Below are 15,815 nucleotides of genomic sequence, written 5' to 3' on the forward strand. Positions count from 1 at the left end.
GGCCGGAGGGCCGGCCGGGATTGTGAGAAAGCGCTAGGCGGCGTCGACCAGCACCAGCTCGGAATCCTCGAGCGCGGTGATCTTGAGTGTCGCCTCGTCGCGGATGGCGGCGCCGTCACGGGCGTTGACGCGGACGCCGTTGACCTCGACGCTGCCGGCGGCCGGCACGATGTAGATGTGCCGTGCCTTGTCCGCCGCATATTCGGCGGTCTCGCCGGCCTTCAGCGTGGTGCCAAGCACGCGCGCCTTGGCGCGGATCGGAAGCGCTTCAGCGTCGTCGGCAAAGCCCGAGGCCAGGGTGACGAGCTTGCCGGAGCGGTCCGACTTCGGGAACGGCTTGGCGCCCCAGGTCGGCTGGCCGCCCTCGGTGGCGGGCTCGATCCAGATCTGGAAGATCCGCGTCGTGGTCGGCTCGAGATTGTACTCGGAGTGCCGGATGCCGCTGCCCGCGCTCATCACCTGCACGTCGCCGGCTTCGGTCCGGCCCTTGTTGCCGAGGCTGTCCTGGTGGGTGATCGCGCCCTCGCGGACATAGGTGATGATTTCCATGTCCCGGTGGGGATGGGCGGGAAAGCCGGTGTTCGGCGCGATCTCGTCGTCGTTCCACACCCGCAGGGCGCCGTGGCCCATGTTCTTCGGGTCGTAATAGCTGGCGAACGAGAAATGATGCTTGGCCTTCAGCCAGCCGTGGTCGGCGCCGCCCAGCGCCGCAAAGGGCTTCAATTCGATCATGGGTCTGCTCCTGAGGTTGCGACGGTCGGCCGTCAGCCGCCGTGCTGTTGGGCATTGGAATAGGGGATGAGCCTAGGTATATAAATAGAAACTATTGAAACCTATTGTTTCCAAAATAGAGATTCGAGCCTATGGCGCGACTTCCCGATTTCGAGGCGATGGCGATCTTCGCCAAGGTCGTCGAGCTGCGCTCCTTCGCCGGCGCCGCGCAGGATCTGGGCCTCTCCAAGGCTTCCGTCTCCAAGGCGGTAAGCCGGCTGGAGGAGCGCCTGGGCACGCGGCTGTTCAACCGCACCTCGCGCCGCCTGGCGCTGACGGATGCCGGCCAGCGCCTGTCCGAACGCGCCGCGCAGCTGCTCGCCGACGGCGAGGCGGCAGAGACCGAGGCGCTGGCGCAATCGCTGACGCCGCGCGGCCTGGTGCGGCTCGCCGTGCCGATGACCTTCGGCGTCAAGATGATCGCGCCGCTGCTGCCGGCCTTCCTGGAGCAATATCCGGATGTCGCGATCGATCTGCACATGAGCGATGCCACCGTCGATCTCATCGGCGAAGGTTTCGATCTCGCGCTGCGCATCGCGCGGCTGCCGGACTCCTCGCTCGTGGCACGCCGCCTCTGCACGATGCCGCGCTACACGGTGGCGGCGCCGTCCTATCTGAAGAAGCATGGACGACCGACACATCCGATGCATCTCGCCGAGCACAAATGCTTCGGCTACGCCTATCTGTCGACCGCAGGCGTCTGGCACTACACCAACGCGGCCGGCGAGCAGGCCAGCGTGCGGCCGGCAGGTCAGCTACGCGTCAACAATGGCGAGGCTGTCCTGCCTGCTGTCGTCGCAGGTCTCGGCATCGCCGATCTGCCGGATTTCATCATCGGCGATGCGATCGCGTCGGGCGAAGTCGAGGTGATCCTGAAGGGCTGGAGCCAGCCCGAAGGCGCGATGCATCTGGTGATGCCGCCCGGCGGCCCGCGCCCGGCGCGGGTCGAGGTGCTCTCGGAGTTTCTGGTCAAGGAGCTGGCAAAGGGGAAGAGGGCACGATCGAACTCGATCTAATGAGCTCGTTGCAGTGCAACTGCTCGCGAAGCGCGCACAACGAAATCTCGCTTTGCCCGCATGCAATCGTTCGCGCTAGGATCGGACGCGCACGACAAGAAGACTTGCCAGGGAGAGCTCCCGATGAACCGCCGCGGGTTCTTGCGGACCGCCGCCGCGTTGCCGCTCATGCAGAGCTTGCTGCCGGATCTCGCTGCCGCGGAGGATGTCTACCCCAGCCGCACGATCACGATGATCGTGCCGTTTCCCGCCGGCGGCCAGGCCGATCTTGCGGCGCGGCCCATTGCCGCTGCGCTGGAGCGGATTCTCGGCAAAGCTGTCATCGTCGACAACCGCGCCGGTGGCGCCGGCGGTTCGGTCGGCAATGCACAGGCGGCACGCGCAGCGCCGGACGGCTATACGCTGCTGATGACGCTGTCGTCGCTCGCGGTGCTGCCTGAGGCCGACCGCCTGTTCGGGCGACCCGTTGCCTATGAGGTCTCGCAATTTACGCCGATCGCGCGAGTGCTGGCGGATCCAACGCTGCTGGCAGTGCCGGCTTCTTCGCCGTGGCGAACGTTAAAGGACCTTGTCGACGACGCACTCAGGCGTCCGGGGGAGATCCCGTATGGCTCGTCGGGACCCTATGGCACGCTCCACGTGGCGATGGAGATGTTTGCATCGAGCGCGGGGATCAGGCTGCTACATGTTCCGTTCCGCGGTGCCGGCCCGGCATTGACGGCGCTGCTCGGCGGCACAGTCCAGGCGATCGCCGCCGCGCCAGGCACGCTGAAGCCGCAGGTCGACGATGGACGGCTCCGTGTTCTCGCGAACTGGGGCGCGTCGCGCGTCCCGAGCTTTCCCGACGTGCCGACCTTCATCGAGCTCGGCTATCGGGATGTCGAGATGTACATCTGGGCTGGCTTGTTCGGCCAGCGCGCAATCCCTTCGGGCATCGTGAAACGGCTGCGCGAAGCGATGGCGCAGGCCGCAACGAGCCCGGAGGTCTTGAAGACGTTCGCGGCCGTCGGCAGCGTCGTCGCCTATCAGGATGCGCCCGAGTTTGCCAAGTTCATCGACGCCGACAGCGCGCGCCTGATCGCCGCGGTGCAACGGATCGGGAAGGTGGAGTAGCGGCTAGTTCGAAACCTCGCAGACGTCGACCCATTCGGCCGCGGTCAGCTCGGCCATGCGGTCCGGCGTGATCTTCACCGCGCTGTGGGTCGAGCCAGCCGCGGGCACGACGATGTCGAACGCCTTCAGCGAGACGTCGCAATAGACCGGCAGCGGTGCTTTCAGCCCGAACGGGCAGACGCCGCCGACTTCGTGTCCGGTGATGTCGGCGACCTCGTCGAGGCCCAGCATCTTCGGCTTGCCGCCAAAGGCCGCCTTGACCTTCTTGTTGTCCATCCGCGCATGGCCGGCGGCAACGATCAGGATGACGCGGTCGCCGACGCGCAGCGAGAGCGTCTTGGCGATGCGGGCCGGCTCGACGCCATAGGCCTCTGCCGCGAGCGCCACGGTCGCGGAGCTCTGGCTGGAGACGAGGACGTCGATGTCGGGGGCTTTTTCGGCGAAGAAGGCGCGGACGGATTCAAGGCTCATGTGTGGCGGCGATCTCGGGCAATTCGGACAGCGCAGCAATACGATAATCGGGCGCAAAACCCAACTCGTCCATCTGGGTACGGAGCGCCTTGAACAAGGTGAGCGGTGCGACCAGCGCGGTCTCGCTGCACGCCGCGGCCAGGGCCTGCGGACTGACGCGCTCGATCCAGGCGACGCTCAATCCGAACGCCTTGGCGCCGCAGACGTCCCAGGGATTGGAGGACACGAACAACACCTCGGCGGGTGCAACACCCAACGTCTCCTCGATCAGCGCGTAGGCCATTGGACTCGGCTTGAAGATCTGATGGGCATCGACGCTGATCACGGCATCGAGCAACGTGCCGAAGCCGCTGGCCTTGACGAGGCCGTCGAGCATCGCGGGGCTGCCGTTGGAGAGGATCGCGAGCCGATGATCTCTCATCGCGGCGAGCGCGGCCTGCGCATCGGGGTAGGGCTCGAGATCGAGGTACTTGGCGGTGATGCGATCAAGTGTGGCTGCATCGGCCTGCAGTCCGAGAACGCGCAGCGTGTAGATCAGGGACTCGCGGGTGATGGTGGCGAAATCCTCGTAGCGTTGCATCAGCGAGCGCAGCCAGGAATATTCCAGCTGCTTGATGCGCCAGATCTGCGTGATGATGTCGCCCTGGCCGGGAAACGCCTGCTCGGTGACGGTCGCGACCGACTGGATGTCGTACAGCGTGCCATAGGCGTCGAAGACCACGGCTTTGAAGGGCACGGTGCTCACCTGTCGAAAAGCAGACCGGCGCGATGACAGGTGGTCACCGCGCCTGGAGCGATGTCAGATGCCCAGCAGCTTGCGGGCGTTGGCCTTCAGCACCTTCGGCCGGATCTCGTCGCGGATGTCGAGCTTGGCGAAATCGGCGAGCCAGCGGTCGGGCGTGATCACCGGCCAGTCCGAGCCGAACAGCATCTTGTCCTGCAGAATCGAGTTGATGTAGCGCACCAGGATCGGCGGGAAGTATTTCGGCGACCAGCCGGAGAGGTCGATGTAGACGTTCGGCTTGTGGGTCGCGACCGACAGCGCCTCCTCCTGCCACGGGAAGGACGGGTGCGCGAGGATGATCTTGAGGTCGGGGAAATCGGCCGCGACGTCGTCCATGTACATCGGGTTGGAGTATTTCAGCCGCATCCCCATGCCGCCCGGCATGCCCGAACCGACGCCGGTCTGGCCGGTGTGGAACAGCGCGATCGCGCCGCCATCGTTGATCGCCTCGTAGAGCGGGTAGGCGAGGCGGTCGTTGGCGTAGAAGCCCTGCATGGTCGGATGGAATTTGAAGCCGCGGACGCCGTACTCCTCGATCAGCCGGCGTGCCTCGCGCACGCCGAGCTTGCCCTTGTGCGGATCGATTGACACGAAGGGGATCAGCACGTCGAGATGCTCGGAGGCGATCTCCAGCATCTCTTCATTTTTGTAGCGGCGGAAGCCGGTCTCGCGCTCGGCATCGACTGGAAAGATCACGGCGGCGATGTTCTTCGAGCGATAATAGGCGGCCGTCTCCGGCACGGTCGGCGGATGCTTGTGCGGCGACTTGAAGTACTCGGCCATCTGCGCCTGGAAATCATCATAGCCGTCGTCGCCGTGCATGCCGCAGGGCTCCTCGGCATGGGTGTGGATGTCGATGGCGACGACGTCGTCGATCTTGGGCAGAGCGAGCTTGGGCATGGGCGTTCCCGGTGGTTGGTTCTTGGCTTTGTAAAATTGATTATACCATATAACGAATTTGGCAATCGCCAATTCGGCCGGCGGCTGGTTCCTCTCTTACCCTCCTCCGGCGCGGGGTCTGTTGAAGTCGGCGCCACAATCGTTGACATCCGGCGGGTCGGTGGTTAGAAACCGGGCCGATCCGGGCGACTTGGTCGCTAGCGGAATTCGATTTCTATTTGCCACTTCCGGCCTGTCCAACACGGCCTTTCAACGTATCAGGATGTCCCATGAAGGTCCGTAACTCGCTGAAGTCGCTGCGTGGCCGCCATCGCGCCAACCGTCTGGTCCGCCGCAAGGGCCGTGTCTACGTGATCAACAAGGTCCAGCGCCGCTTCAAGGCGCGCCAGGGCTGATCGACGAGATATCCCCCATCGGGAAAAACCCGCTCACGGGTCTTTGACGCGCGTGCTGCTTTGCAGGACGCGCTGACTGCGTCTAGACTTGCGGGATGGTCATCAGATCTCTGCGGGCGGTCCTGCTCGCTACCCTCGTCCTTTCGGTTCCGCACCTTGCCTCTGCGCAGGGTGACCCAAAGGCGGTCACCAAGCCCAAGCCTCCCGAGGCGCCCGCCAAGCTGCCGAAGGTTGGCGCCGACAGGACCAAGGGCCTCGATTTCCTGTTCGGTGCCCTGAAAGCGGCCCCTGACGACATCAGCGCCAAGCACGTCGAGGCCCGGATCTGGGCGATCTGGCTGCAGACCCCGAGCGACACCGTCGCGCTGCTGATGTCGCGCTCCAAAGCCGCGATGGACGCGCGGCAGAACGAGGTGGCGCTCAAGCTGCTCGATTCGGTCATCAAGCTCCGTCCCGACTATGTCGAAGCCTGGAATCGCCGGGCCACAATATATTACCTTCAGAACGACTATGGCCGGTCGCTCTCCGACATCCAGCAGGTTCTGCTGCGCGAGCCCAGGCATTTCGGCGCGCTCGCCGGCCTCGGCATGATCATGCAGGACCTCGGCGAGGAAAAACGGGCGCTGGATGCCTTCCGCAAGGCGCTGGAGGTCAATCCGCACCTGGAAAAGGTGCCGGATCTCGTCAAAACCCTCACCGAGAAGGTCGAGGGCCGCGACATCTAGCCGTAACGGTCGATTAACCATGTCCGGACGGCCGTCCTTGCCGGTGCGGCCGCGCGAACCTAGCTGCCTCTCGACGACGAAGCGCGGCAGGAGAGACGCAATGCGGCGGGCGGTGCTGACGGCAGCGCTGGTGATGGTGACGCTGTCGGCCGCGCGGGCCGATGATCCGGATCTGTTCTGGGTGGTCGGGAATCGCGCCACGAATCGCTGCGAGATCGTGACCAGCAACCCGGTCATCTCGATCATGGGCGACATCTGGTTCGCGTCCGGTCCCTTCAGATCGAAGGATGACGCCAAGCTCGCGCGATCCACGATCAACGCGTGCCCGAACAAGGACCTGACGCAGGAGGACTGATCGGCTTGCCCGTGCGCGGGCCGGCCGCTCAGTGGAAGGCGGTGCTGCGGCGCTCCGGCAGGCCGTACTGTACGGCGGCGGCGTAGAGCTGGGCAATCTCGGCCTCGAGATGCTCGTTGACCAGCAGCAGGGCCTTCAGCGCGCCGCGGATGTCGCCATTGCAGCTTGCGACGATCTCGTCGATTGCTGCCTCGCTTGAACGAAAGCTCATCGGTAACCCCCTCCCAAAACACCAAACTAAACGCAGGGCCGGTCATCGCAGGTGACTTCGTGCAATGACCCAACCGGAAGTAATTCACGGTCATCAGCCGATTGCGAGGAAAAGTCCCGACCATGGTTATAAAATGGCCGACGACGCCGTGATGACAGGATTTGCGGCCGAAACGACCCGGCATCGCCTTTGGATCTGCAACTCTCGGCCTTCTCGCCCGTAACTGTCCTTGTGACCGGCAGAAAACTATCAATGATTTCAATGTTCTTAGTGGGCGCTTTGGCATTGCTGGCGCTCGTGACACGGGCTGGCGTGGTGGTGGTCGAGCGCCGCTATCCGGCGCAAGGGCAGGCCGTCGATGTCAACGGGGCCAGCATCAATCTTGTGGATATCGGGCCGCGCGACGGCCAGGGGCCGCCATTGTTGCTGCTTCATGGTGCGAGCTCGAACCTCGAGGCGATGCGCAAGCCGCTCGGCGATCTCCTGGCGCAGCGCCACCGGGTGCTGCTGGCCGACCGTCCGGGCCATGGCTGGAGCCCGCGCGAGCGCGACGAGGACTCGACGCCCGCTCTGCAGGCCCGGATGCTCGACGAAGCGCTCGGCCGTCTCGGCGTCGACCGCGTCATCCTGGTGGTGCATTCCTGGAGCGGCGCGCTCGGCCTGCGGATGGCGCTCGACTTTCCCAGCCGTGTCGCCGGCCTGGTGATGCTTGCGCCGGTCGCCTATCCCTGGCGCGGCGGGGTCGGCGGCTACAATGTCGCCGTCACCACGCCCGTCGTCGGGCCGTTGCTGGCGCATACCATCACGCTGCCGCTCGGCCTGGCGCTGATGGCGCCGGGCGCCCGCGGCGTGTTCGCGCCGCAGCAGATGCCGGACGATTTCGTCGAGCAGACCGCGACGCCGCTGCTGTTGCGGCCGCGCGAATTCATGGCCAACGCGCGCGATCTCGTCACCCTGAAGCAGGCGGTCATCGAGCAGTCGCCGCGGTATGGCGAGATCAAGGCTGCGGTCACGATCGTGGCGGGCGACGCCGACAGGACGGTCTACACCGACATCCATTCCCGCCCGCTCGCCAAGGTCATCCCGCAGGCGCGGCTGATCGTGCTGCCGGAGCTCGGCCACATGGTTCAGAACGCCGTCCCGGAGCTCGTGGCCAGTGAGGTCGAGCGGATGGTCGCCGCGGTCGCGCCCGTGGACGCATCGGGGCCCTGACAGAAAAGCCCCGGCCGTCGGCCGGGGCTTTGCAATCCTCTGCGCCGGGCGCAGCCGGTGGCGGCTTACTGCTTCTGCTTGCCGTCCTTGTCGAACGACGACACATACGCCCAGAGGTTGTTGACCTCGGTCTCGTTCTTGATGCCCGCGAAGGTCATCTTGGTGCCGGGGATCTTGGCCTTGGGGTCCTTGATGTATTCCTTGAAGACCGCCTCGTTCCAGGTGATGCCCGAATTCTTGTTGGCCTCGGAATAGTTGTAGTCCGGCGCGCTGCCCGACTTGCGGCCGTCGAGGCCGTTGAGTTCCGGGCCGACCTTGTTCTTCGCCCCTTCGCCGATCGCATGGCAGGGCAGGCACTTGTTGAAGGACGTCTTGCCGGCGGCAGCGTCCTGCGCCAGCGCGGCCGTCGCCAGCGACGACGAGGCGATCATGACCAGCGCGCTCAAAGTCAGTTTCTTCATGGATCAAGCTCTGTGGGGTTACGAGACGAGTTTGTGCGCAGGTTGTGGCATGGCCCCGGGCGACGCACAAGCGGGGAAGCGGCGGCGGAAGGCAGCACAAAGGCGGAGCGCGGTGCCCCGCCGCAGGCCGCCCGGCTGATCCGCTGCCTATCCAAAGCGTTTCGGTTGTGATTGATAGGCCGACACCAATCGAGCCGGAGACAACGCGATGGCGATCATGATGCCGGAAGCCGATCAGGCGGTGCTGGCGCGCCGCGACGGGATCGTTGCTGCACTGCGTGCGATCGTGCCCGGCGAGGGCGTCATCGACAGCGCCGCGGAGATGATCCCCTACGAGTCCGACGGATTGATGGCCTACCGGCAGCCGCCGATGGTGGTGGTGCTGCCGGAGACCACGGCGCAGGTTTCGCAGGTCCTGAAATACTGCCATGACCAAGGCATCAAGGTGGTTCCCCGCGGCTCCGGCACGTCGCTGTCGGGCGGCGCGCTGCCGCTCGCCGACGGCGTGCTGCTCGGCCTCGGCAAGTTCAAGCGCATCCGCGACATCGATTTCGACAACCGCGTCGTCGTCACCGAGCCCGGGGTCACCAACCTCGCCATCAGCCAGGCGGTGGCGCATGCCGGCTTCTACTACGCGCCCGATCCGTCGTCGCAGATCGCCTGCTCGATCGGCGGCAATGTCGCGGAGAATTCCGGCGGCGTGCACTGCCTCAAATATGGCATGACCACCAACAACGTGCTCGGCTGCGAGATCGTGCTGATGACCGGCGAGGTGCTGCGCATCGGAGGCAAGTGCGCCGAGAACGCCGGCTATGATCTGATGGGCCTGATCACCGGCTCGGAGGGCCTGCTCGGCGTCGTCACCGAGGTGACGGTGCGCATCCTGCAGAAGCCGGAGACGGCCCGCGCGCTGATGGTCGGATTCGCCGAAGTCGAGGCGGCCGGCGAATGCGTCGCGCGCATCATCGGCGCCGGCATCATCCCCGGCGGCATGGAGATGATGGACAAGCCGGCGATCCACGCCGCCGAGGCCTTCGTCCATGCCGGCTATCCGCTCGACGTCGAGGCGCTGCTGATCATCGAGCTCGACGGCCCCGGCGTCGAGGTCGACGAGTTGATCGGCCGCGTCGAAGCGATCGCCAATGGCTGCGGCTCGACCACCTGCCGGATCTCGACCTCCGAGGCCGAGCGCAATTTGTTCTGGGCCGGCCGCAAGGCGGCGTTCCCCGCGGTGGGGCGGATCTCGCCGGACTATCTCTGCATGGACGGCACCATCCCGCGCGGTGCGCTGCCGAAGGCCTTGGCGCGCATCCGCGAGCTGTCGGAAAAATACCAGCTCGGCTGCGCCAACGTGTTCCATGCCGGCGACGGCAACCTGCATCCGCTGATCCTCTACGACGCCAACAAGCCCGGCGAGATGGAGCGCGCCGAAGCCTTCGGCGCCGACATCCTGCGCTGCTGCGTCGAGCTCGGCGGCGTCCTGACCGGCGAGCACGGCGTCGGCATCGAGAAGCGCGACCTGATGCCGGAAATGTTTTCCGAGATCGACCTCAACCAGCAGCAGCGCGTGAAATGCGCCTTCGACAGCCAGGGCCTGCTCAACCCGGGCAAGGTGTTTCCGACCCTGCACCGCTGCGCGGAGCTGGGGCGGATGCACGTCCACGGCGGCAAGCTGGCGTTCCCGGATCTGCCGAGGTTCTGAGGCGCGCCGGCCTCTCCACGTCATTGCGAGGCGCCCTTGCGCCGACATGTCCGCCGAAGCCCGTAGGGCGAAGGCGGAAGCAATCCAGAGTCGTGGGCGGGACCCTGGATTGCTTCGCTTCGCTCGCAATGACGGCGGAGAGAGCCTTTCTGACCAGTCCCCATTCCATCTCGCGAACACCCGTCGCTGCCCGCTCACGCGACGACTCTCTCCCCGCGTCATTCCGGGGCGCCCGCAGGGCGAGCCCGGAATCCATAACCACAGGCCGCTGTGTGAGGCACGCCGCCAGCTCCACCTCGCTCCACCAACATCCGCCTGTGGTTATGGATTCCGGGCTCATCGCTTCGCGATGCCCCGGAATGACGACGGAGAGAGCCTGCCTCCCATCCACATCATCGCCGACACACGTCCGCATCCCCGCGGCGCCTGACGCCCGGACCATGCCATCGACACCACCCTCCAAAACCATCGAGAGGGCGCAGGGAATGCCGGGTGAAGGCCTCACCCATGGCCCGCCTGCGAAAAAAATGCAGGCGGCAGGTACCACAGGTTCAGCCGAACATCCGGCATTCCCTGCGCGGCGGTCTTAACGCTTATACGTGCTCTCCCCGGGGACCGGCTTGATTGCCCCCGTCGCCCGCATGCCCGTCACCGAGCATCGCAAGGCTTGGTCTCGGCACCGGGAGACCAGGACCACACGATTTCACGTCCGCGTCGACATCGTTCGTCGGCATGATCGAAATCACGCTGCGACCCGACACGGCCACCGCATCCCCGCCTCGCATATCGTGACGACCGCGCGTACGCCCCTCTCGGTGAGGCGGGATGTGGGGAGTCATACACGATTTCTGTAAAAGCGAAAGAGGAGAATTTCATGGTTCGGAGGAGGCCTGCCGCTCTGCATTGAAATAGCTCACGAAATGAGTTTTTTCACGCGAGCGATTTTTCCCTCACAGCCGCAATGTGCAATGAGATCGCGCAAAGGGCGAAGGTGATTTGCCCGGCGCGTCGACTCGAGATGGGAACGGTGGTCGGTGTGCAGAAAAGTGTCTCAGGACGCGCAGCTTTGCGTTTGCAGCCTGAGCGGCCTCTGACGGGCTATTGACAATTTGTGATATAAAATCGGATGCTCATATCTTAAAGGTGGTATTCGTCCCGCCGCTCGCCCTCCGTGCTGTGTATAGGGTGAACAACCATACTAAAGGTTGTGGGCCGATGGCGTAGAAGCAAGCGAATCATTTTAACTGTGGGATATGCATCCACAGACCGCGGCATCAATGAGCGGTCTCGCTGCGGCAGCAAGGGTAGAGTGTGCCGGACGAACCGACATTTCAGACGTCAACACCGGGTCATATCCGGTCGCTGCTGCTTGATGGGTCAAGTCCCGTACTCCTTCTGGGCGCGGGAGCGTCAGTCACGTCAGGGATTCCGGCTGCTGGCGCTACGGCGGAAAAGGCGGCGCGTTGGGCTTGGTGTAGAGAGGCCGGACGTTCACCCGAGGATATCCGGATTCAACGGTCCGACTATTGGCCATGGCTTTGCCGGCAGCCATGGTTTTCGGAGCACGTTCCGCTCGCCGATCAATATCCCAAGATCATTGAAAAGCTCTTTGGCGTCCGCAAGCAACGTCGTGATTTTTTCGAGCGCTTGATTGCGCCAGGCGTGGCTCCAAGGAGCGGTTATCGGGCGCTGGTGCGCATTCTCAACGAAGGGTGGGTCAACACCGTACTAACGACCAACTTCGATCATTGTATCGAGGAAGCGAAAGTTCTTGAGAACAAGCCGCACTTCCTGGTTTCAATCAAGACGCCCGACGATCTCGTCAGATTCAATGCGGCCTCACCTGATCCCCAACTCGTCTATTTGCACGGATCCGTCGAACACTACTCAGATAAGAACCTGGATCACGAGGTGGATAAGCTGGACGAGCCGATCGTCCAGCGATTGGTCCCGCTATTGCGAGATCATCCGCTGATCGCGGTGGGATATCGAGGCAACGAGCCATCGGTTATGAGGGATCTCCTGCTCGAGCAGATCAATGCCACAAATAACTTTGCGCAGGGAGTGTACTGGTGTGTTCGCGAGAGCGACATGCTGCAGCCGCTTTCGCCCTTGGTCAAAGAGCTCGCAGCAGCGATAGGCACCAATTTCCAGATCGTCCGCATCGCCGGGTTCGATGAATTACTTCAGTATGATCTATGGGACCGGCTGCGATCCGAAGGCGCGCAGCCGATACGGCGGAGCCATGCCTACGGCCAGACCGATTTGCCCTCTGACATGCGAGCTATCGAGAAGGCCGAGGCCGACGATCTCGATGAAAAGATGTTGCGTCAGCGATTGACGCAATATGCCAAACGTCTCGGTCTGAGCGCGCCAGAAAATCCCGATCGCGCATGGCTCAGAGAGGAGGCCAGGGTCCGAAATCTTCTCAGGACCGTGGGTAACGATCTCCGTCCGACGCTCGCGGGGTGGCTCTTGTTTGCACCTTCGCCCGAACGTAAAACCGCTCAAGCCACCGTAGCATTCTCGGCCCGAGGACCTATCCATTGGATCAAGCGTTGCTTCGGTGATGACGCTGCCACCGGCACGCCTGACGAGGATGGCTTAATCTCCGTTGAACAGGATATATCCGGAAATCTCTGGTCGCAGCTGAACGCGCTGACCGATCTGCTTGCTCTCGTCAACGTATCATTTCGCTTAAAGGAAGAGATATCTCGGACTGCGTATCCTTACGACAGTCTTGCGCTCAAGGAGGTGGTGGTGAATGCGCTTGTCCACCGCGACTACGACCGCGAGGGACCGGTCAGGATGGAGGTGACGCCAAGCGAGATACGTGTCGCGAGCCCGGGTGGCATCATTGCCGAAGTTGCGGCCCAAATGGCCGGTAGGACACTTGAGACAGTCGTCAGGAGTGGTAGTCGAGGCATCAAGGGCTATCGCAATCCGGTCATCACCGACTTGTTCTACGGCGGCGGACAAATGGATCGCTCAGGCTCAGGGCTTGGCGACGTTTGGTCACTCACTTTGAACAACAACGGAGAGGTCCATTTCGGGCCCGACGCGAACAACCAGAATTTCGTTGTCACCATCCGCGCGCGGCCGGAGGCGGTGGATGAGGTCACTAATACCGCCGTTCCGGCTGTTACGGATACTGTACGCTATACGACCAACCTTCTGCCGATCGAGGAGATGCCAGCCAAGATCTGGCACACAGCCACCAGTTCCACCGCGGCATGGCGGCTCAAGAAAGAAGCTGCAGGTTTGGCCGTGCCACCTGGCCATGTCCATGATGGCCGCTTCTTCACCCTCTATGATCTGGAAAAAATCGCCCGCGATCTTGTATCGCCCTTCGACGAGGGAGAGGTCGAGTCGCTCACGGTTAGCGAACTCCTCGATCAGCCGAACGGCGAGAACATCCTGCTAAAGCTGATGAACGAGGCGATTTTCGAGCATCTGCGCAAACTCGGACTCGCGATCGACTACAAGCGCCGCCGAGCCTATTTTCCGAAAGAGGAGCGGGGCGAGCGAAAAATCACCTATCAGGGGCGTGTCAAACGAGCAACACGCACGGTTGTGAAGGCTCGCGTCCGCCGTGGTACCGAAGACGTTCTCTACTACGAGCACAAAGCCTTTGGATTTACGGTAATGCCGTTCGGAGGCGATTGGGCAGTCCTCCTGACGCCCGGCTATGCCTTCACCCGCGACGGCGTTGGTAAGCCGATTGGGCGAGAAAAGATTAACATTTTGTCCACACGTCGAGCTGCACGGGATTTTAATCCAACCGTTCACCACGATGTCACCTTCTGGGCATCCATCCTTTCCGAAGATGCGGAGGGAGTCTTTGCCCTCACATTTGAGCGTGCGAACGATCTTTCCAGCTATGCTCCGACGATATTGCTGTCTCGAAGTCAGCCGACCGTAGCCTTTAGTTCTACTGCCTTTAGTGAATCCGAAGATCTAGATAGCGAAATTGAGGCTGATCTCGAGAATCTGGACGACGAACTGAGCGCACTCGCAGAGGAAGAGGCACAGTCGGAAGATCGCGATAAAGGGGAAGAAGACGAGCGAGATCAAGGTAATGACGATTAGGCTCGCCGTCCGCGAACTCAGGCCACCACAACTCCAGTTTGGCGGCGCTGTGACAACATCCGACCCAAAGGTCGGGCTCGATCTCGCCGGGCCTTTCGACCTGCGATTTGGTGCTGCCCGCCAGACCCAGGTTAAGGTCGGCATCATTGGTCCGCGCCAGCTCGTCGATCAGACGCGGCGCTGGCTTGAGCGCTGTCGCGCGCCCGTACCAGTACTTGGTACGCCATCGCTGCTACAAAAGCCGTTTCCAGGCTTCGCAAAGACGTTTCACATGTCACTCGTCGATTCAGACGGATGGTCGGTGCATCTCGACAACGAACGTCGGAATCCGCTTGAGGAGGCGCTGGATGACGATGATCTGTTCAAAAGCTTCCAGAAGGTTGTCGATCTATACAGTGATGCCCATGCCCGTCTCGCAAAAAGGGACACCAACCGGCCGGATCTGGTTATCGTTTGCATCCCTGACGATGTCCTAAAAAAGGTTCGTTCGGTAGAACGCGACTTGACGGCGGAGGAAAAGAAAAAAGCGAAAGCGATCGCGAAGTCGCGCGAAAGTCGACAAATGGACATGTTCGACATGTTGCAAGAGGTCGAGCAAACCGAAGAGGATTTTCTGAAGCGCGACCTCCGGCACGCCCTGAAGGCTCGCGCTATGGCAAACAAGCTGCCGATACAGATTGTCACTGAGCGGCTATTGGTTGACGGTCCCTACAACGAGGACCCCGCAACCCGCGCCTGGAATTTTACCGTTGGACTTTACTACAAGGCCGGCAATGTGCCTTGGCGATTGCCTACCGATGGACCCGAGACGTGTTTCGTTGGCATCAGCTTTCATCATTTTCGAACGACACAACGCCATATCGTGCAGTCGACTCTAGCTCAAGCGTTTTCAAGCGAGGGGGAAGGCTTTGCTATCCGAGGGCAAGGCGTGCCAGCGGATGCCGATCAGAGACGAAATCTTCATCTGTCCGAAGATCAGGCTTTCAATCTCTGCAAGAACGTTCTTGTCGAATATGAAAAGCGAACCGGCGGCGCACCCCTGCGTATGGTCGTGCACAAGACGACCTTCTTCGATCAGGCCGAGCAGAAGGGTTTCTCGGAAGCGCTGCGAGACATTCCTATCGTCGAAATGGTGACGCTTGTGCCCAGTGCATTTCGGCTAATCCGGTTTGGCGCCTACCCGCCCAAGGTCGGCACGCTGTGTTCCGTTAATGAAGCCCGAAGCTATCTTTTTACATCCGGCTACATGCCTGAGCTCGGCACATACCCTGGACCGCATGTCCCGCAACCCTTTGAAATCCGTCGCATTGGCGACGGGGATCATATTTCGGCAGCGCAAGACGTTCTCAACCTAACTCGCATGAACTGGAATACTGCCGACATTCGCGGCAAGTGGCCAGTGACACTTTCCTTTGCCCGTCGTGTTGGGGGCATTCTGGACGAATACGGTGAGGATGAGGGTGAACCGGTCACATCCTTCCGATATTTCGTTTGAACTAAGAACCTGGTTCGGAGCTGCAGCGGCAACCCGGTTCCGAGTAGTAGCAATAGAACTACGGGGTCAAGGTGATAGTGCATTCAATTCAAAGAGTCGTAGGAGTGCCATAGTA

15 protein-coding genes are annotated in these 15,815 nt (G+C 62.5%); 9 read left to right on the forward strand and 6 right to left on the reverse strand.

The features are described from left to right. Positions 1-33: 33 nt before the first annotated feature. Positions 34-732 carry a pirin family protein gene (locus QQL87_RS29260; protein WP_284422581.1) on the reverse strand — a complete coding sequence of 233 codons (699 nt, stop codon included), beginning with the start codon at positions 730-732 and terminating at the stop codon, positions 34-36. A gap of 131 nt (positions 733-863) precedes the next feature. On the opposite strand from QQL87_RS29260, the gene QQL87_RS29265 reads away from it, so the two are divergent. Together QQL87_RS29265 and QQL87_RS29270 are read left to right on the forward strand one after the other, a co-directional pair. Beyond that, complete coding sequence (locus tag QQL87_RS29265) at positions 864-1,787, forward strand: LysR family transcriptional regulator (RefSeq protein WP_284422582.1); 924 nt, start codon at positions 864-866, stop codon at positions 1,785-1,787. A gap of 123 nt (positions 1,788-1,910) precedes the next feature. Then, positions 1,911-2,900, forward strand: coding sequence for a Bug family tripartite tricarboxylate transporter substrate binding protein (locus QQL87_RS29270; protein ID WP_284422583.1), 990 nt, complete (start codon positions 1,911-1,913; stop codon positions 2,898-2,900). 3 nt (positions 2,901-2,903) lie between these two features. On the opposite strand, the gene QQL87_RS29275 is transcribed toward QQL87_RS29270, so the two are convergent. The 3 genes from QQL87_RS29275 to QQL87_RS29285 form a co-directional block, all read right to left on the reverse strand. Beyond that, positions 2,904-3,371, reverse strand: a complete 468-nt coding sequence (locus QQL87_RS29275) for a YbaK/EbsC family protein (RefSeq protein WP_284422584.1) — start codon at positions 3,369-3,371, stop codon at positions 2,904-2,906. Then, on the reverse strand, positions 3,361-4,107 hold the full coding sequence (locus QQL87_RS29280) for a haloacid dehalogenase type II (RefSeq protein WP_284422585.1): 747 nt from the start codon (positions 4,105-4,107) through the stop codon (positions 3,361-3,363). Before QQL87_RS29280 ends, QQL87_RS29275 begins: the two co-directional genes overlap by 11 nt. A gap of 63 nt (positions 4,108-4,170) precedes the next feature. Further along, positions 4,171-5,055: an amidohydrolase family protein gene (locus QQL87_RS29285; protein ID WP_284422586.1), complete on the reverse strand. Its 885-nt coding sequence runs from the start codon at positions 5,053-5,055 to the stop codon at positions 4,171-4,173. A gap of 269 nt (positions 5,056-5,324) precedes the next feature. Here QQL87_RS29285 and ykgO point away from each other — a divergent pair, with 269 nt between their 5' ends. From ykgO to QQL87_RS29300, 3 genes are all read left to right on the forward strand, one after another. Next, entirely contained in the window at positions 5,325-5,450 is a 126-nt protein-coding gene (gene ykgO, locus QQL87_RS29290; RefSeq protein ID WP_006611362.1) for a type B 50S ribosomal protein L36, read from the forward strand. A 95-nt stretch (positions 5,451-5,545) separates the two neighbouring features. After that, positions 5,546-6,175, forward strand: a complete 630-nt coding sequence (locus QQL87_RS29295; protein WP_284422587.1) for a tetratricopeptide repeat protein — start codon at positions 5,546-5,548, stop codon at positions 6,173-6,175. Between the two features lie 100 nt (positions 6,176-6,275). Beyond that, entirely contained in the window at positions 6,276-6,530 is a 255-nt protein-coding gene (locus QQL87_RS29300) for a hypothetical protein (protein WP_284422588.1), read from the forward strand. Positions 6,531-6,558: 28 nt separating this feature from the next. On the opposite strand, the gene QQL87_RS29305 is transcribed toward QQL87_RS29300, so the two are convergent. After that, positions 6,559-6,741 carry a hypothetical protein gene (locus QQL87_RS29305; RefSeq protein ID WP_284422590.1) on the reverse strand — a complete coding sequence of 61 codons (183 nt, stop codon included), beginning with the start codon at positions 6,739-6,741 and terminating at the stop codon, positions 6,559-6,561. 252 nt (positions 6,742-6,993) lie between these two features. Between QQL87_RS29305 and QQL87_RS29310 the strand changes: the two genes are divergently transcribed. Continuing rightward, the gene (locus QQL87_RS29310; protein ID WP_284422591.1) at positions 6,994-7,953 is read left to right on the forward strand and encodes an alpha/beta fold hydrolase; all 960 of its coding nucleotides are present in this window, start codon (positions 6,994-6,996) and stop codon (positions 7,951-7,953) included. Between the two features lie 65 nt (positions 7,954-8,018). On the opposite strand, the gene cycA is transcribed toward QQL87_RS29310, so the two are convergent. After that, complete coding sequence (cycA, locus tag QQL87_RS29315) at positions 8,019-8,414, reverse strand: cytochrome c-550 CycA (RefSeq protein WP_284422592.1); 396 nt, start codon at positions 8,412-8,414, stop codon at positions 8,019-8,021. A 208-nt stretch (positions 8,415-8,622) separates the two neighbouring features. Between cycA and QQL87_RS29320 the strand changes: the two genes are divergently transcribed. The 3 genes from QQL87_RS29320 to QQL87_RS29330 all read left to right on the forward strand — a co-directional run bounded on the left by QQL87_RS29320 (position 8,623) and on the right by QQL87_RS29330 (position 15,700). Beyond that, positions 8,623-10,116, forward strand: coding sequence for an FAD-linked oxidase C-terminal domain-containing protein (locus QQL87_RS29320; RefSeq protein ID WP_284422593.1), 1,494 nt, complete (start codon positions 8,623-8,625; stop codon positions 10,114-10,116). A gap of 1,311 nt (positions 10,117-11,427) precedes the next feature. Beyond that, positions 11,428-14,205 carry an SIR2 family protein gene (locus QQL87_RS29325; RefSeq protein WP_284422594.1) on the forward strand — a complete coding sequence of 926 codons (2,778 nt, stop codon included), beginning with the start codon at positions 11,428-11,430 and terminating at the stop codon, positions 14,203-14,205. Continuing rightward, positions 14,195-15,700: an argonaute/piwi family protein gene (locus QQL87_RS29330; protein ID WP_284422595.1), complete on the forward strand. Its 1,506-nt coding sequence runs from the start codon at positions 14,195-14,197 to the stop codon at positions 15,698-15,700. The genes QQL87_RS29325 and QQL87_RS29330 overlap by 11 nt, the downstream gene beginning before the upstream one ends. The last annotated feature ends 115 nt before the right edge of the window (positions 15,701-15,815 follow it).

Origin of the sequence: Bradyrhizobium sp. SSBR45G (assembly GCF_030159255.1) — a bacterium.
Classification (GTDB): Bacteria; Pseudomonadota; Alphaproteobacteria; order Rhizobiales; family Xanthobacteraceae; genus Bradyrhizobium.

Coding starts and splice junctions, on each gene's coding strand:
- QQL87_RS29260 (WP_284422581.1), bottom strand. CDS start 732: ATGATCGAATTGAAGCCCTTTGCGGCGCTGGGCGGCGCCGACCACGGC.
- QQL87_RS29265 (WP_284422582.1), top strand. CDS start 864: ATGGCGCGACTTCCCGATTTCGAGGCGATGGCGATCTTCGCCAAGGTC.
- QQL87_RS29270 (WP_284422583.1), top strand. CDS start 1,911: ATGAACCGCCGCGGGTTCTTGCGGACCGCCGCCGCGTTGCCGCTCATG.
- QQL87_RS29275 (WP_284422584.1), bottom strand. CDS start 3,371: ATGAGCCTTGAATCCGTCCGCGCCTTCTTCGCCGAAAAAGCCCCCGAC.
- QQL87_RS29285 (WP_284422586.1), bottom strand. CDS start 5,055: ATGCCCAAGCTCGCTCTGCCCAAGATCGACGACGTCGTCGCCATCGAC.
- ykgO (WP_006611362.1), top strand. CDS start 5,325: ATGAAGGTCCGTAACTCGCTGAAGTCGCTGCGTGGCCGCCATCGCGCC.
- QQL87_RS29295 (WP_284422587.1), top strand. CDS start 5,546: ATGGTCATCAGATCTCTGCGGGCGGTCCTGCTCGCTACCCTCGTCCTT.
- QQL87_RS29300 (WP_284422588.1), top strand. CDS start 6,276: ATGCGGCGGGCGGTGCTGACGGCAGCGCTGGTGATGGTGACGCTGTCG.
- QQL87_RS29305 (WP_284422590.1), bottom strand. CDS start 6,741: ATGAGCTTTCGTTCAAGCGAGGCAGCAATCGACGAGATCGTCGCAAGC.
- QQL87_RS29310 (WP_284422591.1), top strand. CDS start 6,994: ATGATTTCAATGTTCTTAGTGGGCGCTTTGGCATTGCTGGCGCTCGTG.
- cycA (WP_284422592.1), bottom strand. CDS start 8,414: ATGAAGAAACTGACTTTGAGCGCGCTGGTCATGATCGCCTCGTCGTCG.
- QQL87_RS29320 (WP_284422593.1), top strand. CDS start 8,623: ATGGCGATCATGATGCCGGAAGCCGATCAGGCGGTGCTGGCGCGCCGC.
- QQL87_RS29330 (WP_284422595.1), top strand. CDS start 14,195: ATGACGATTAGGCTCGCCGTCCGCGAACTCAGGCCACCACAACTCCAG.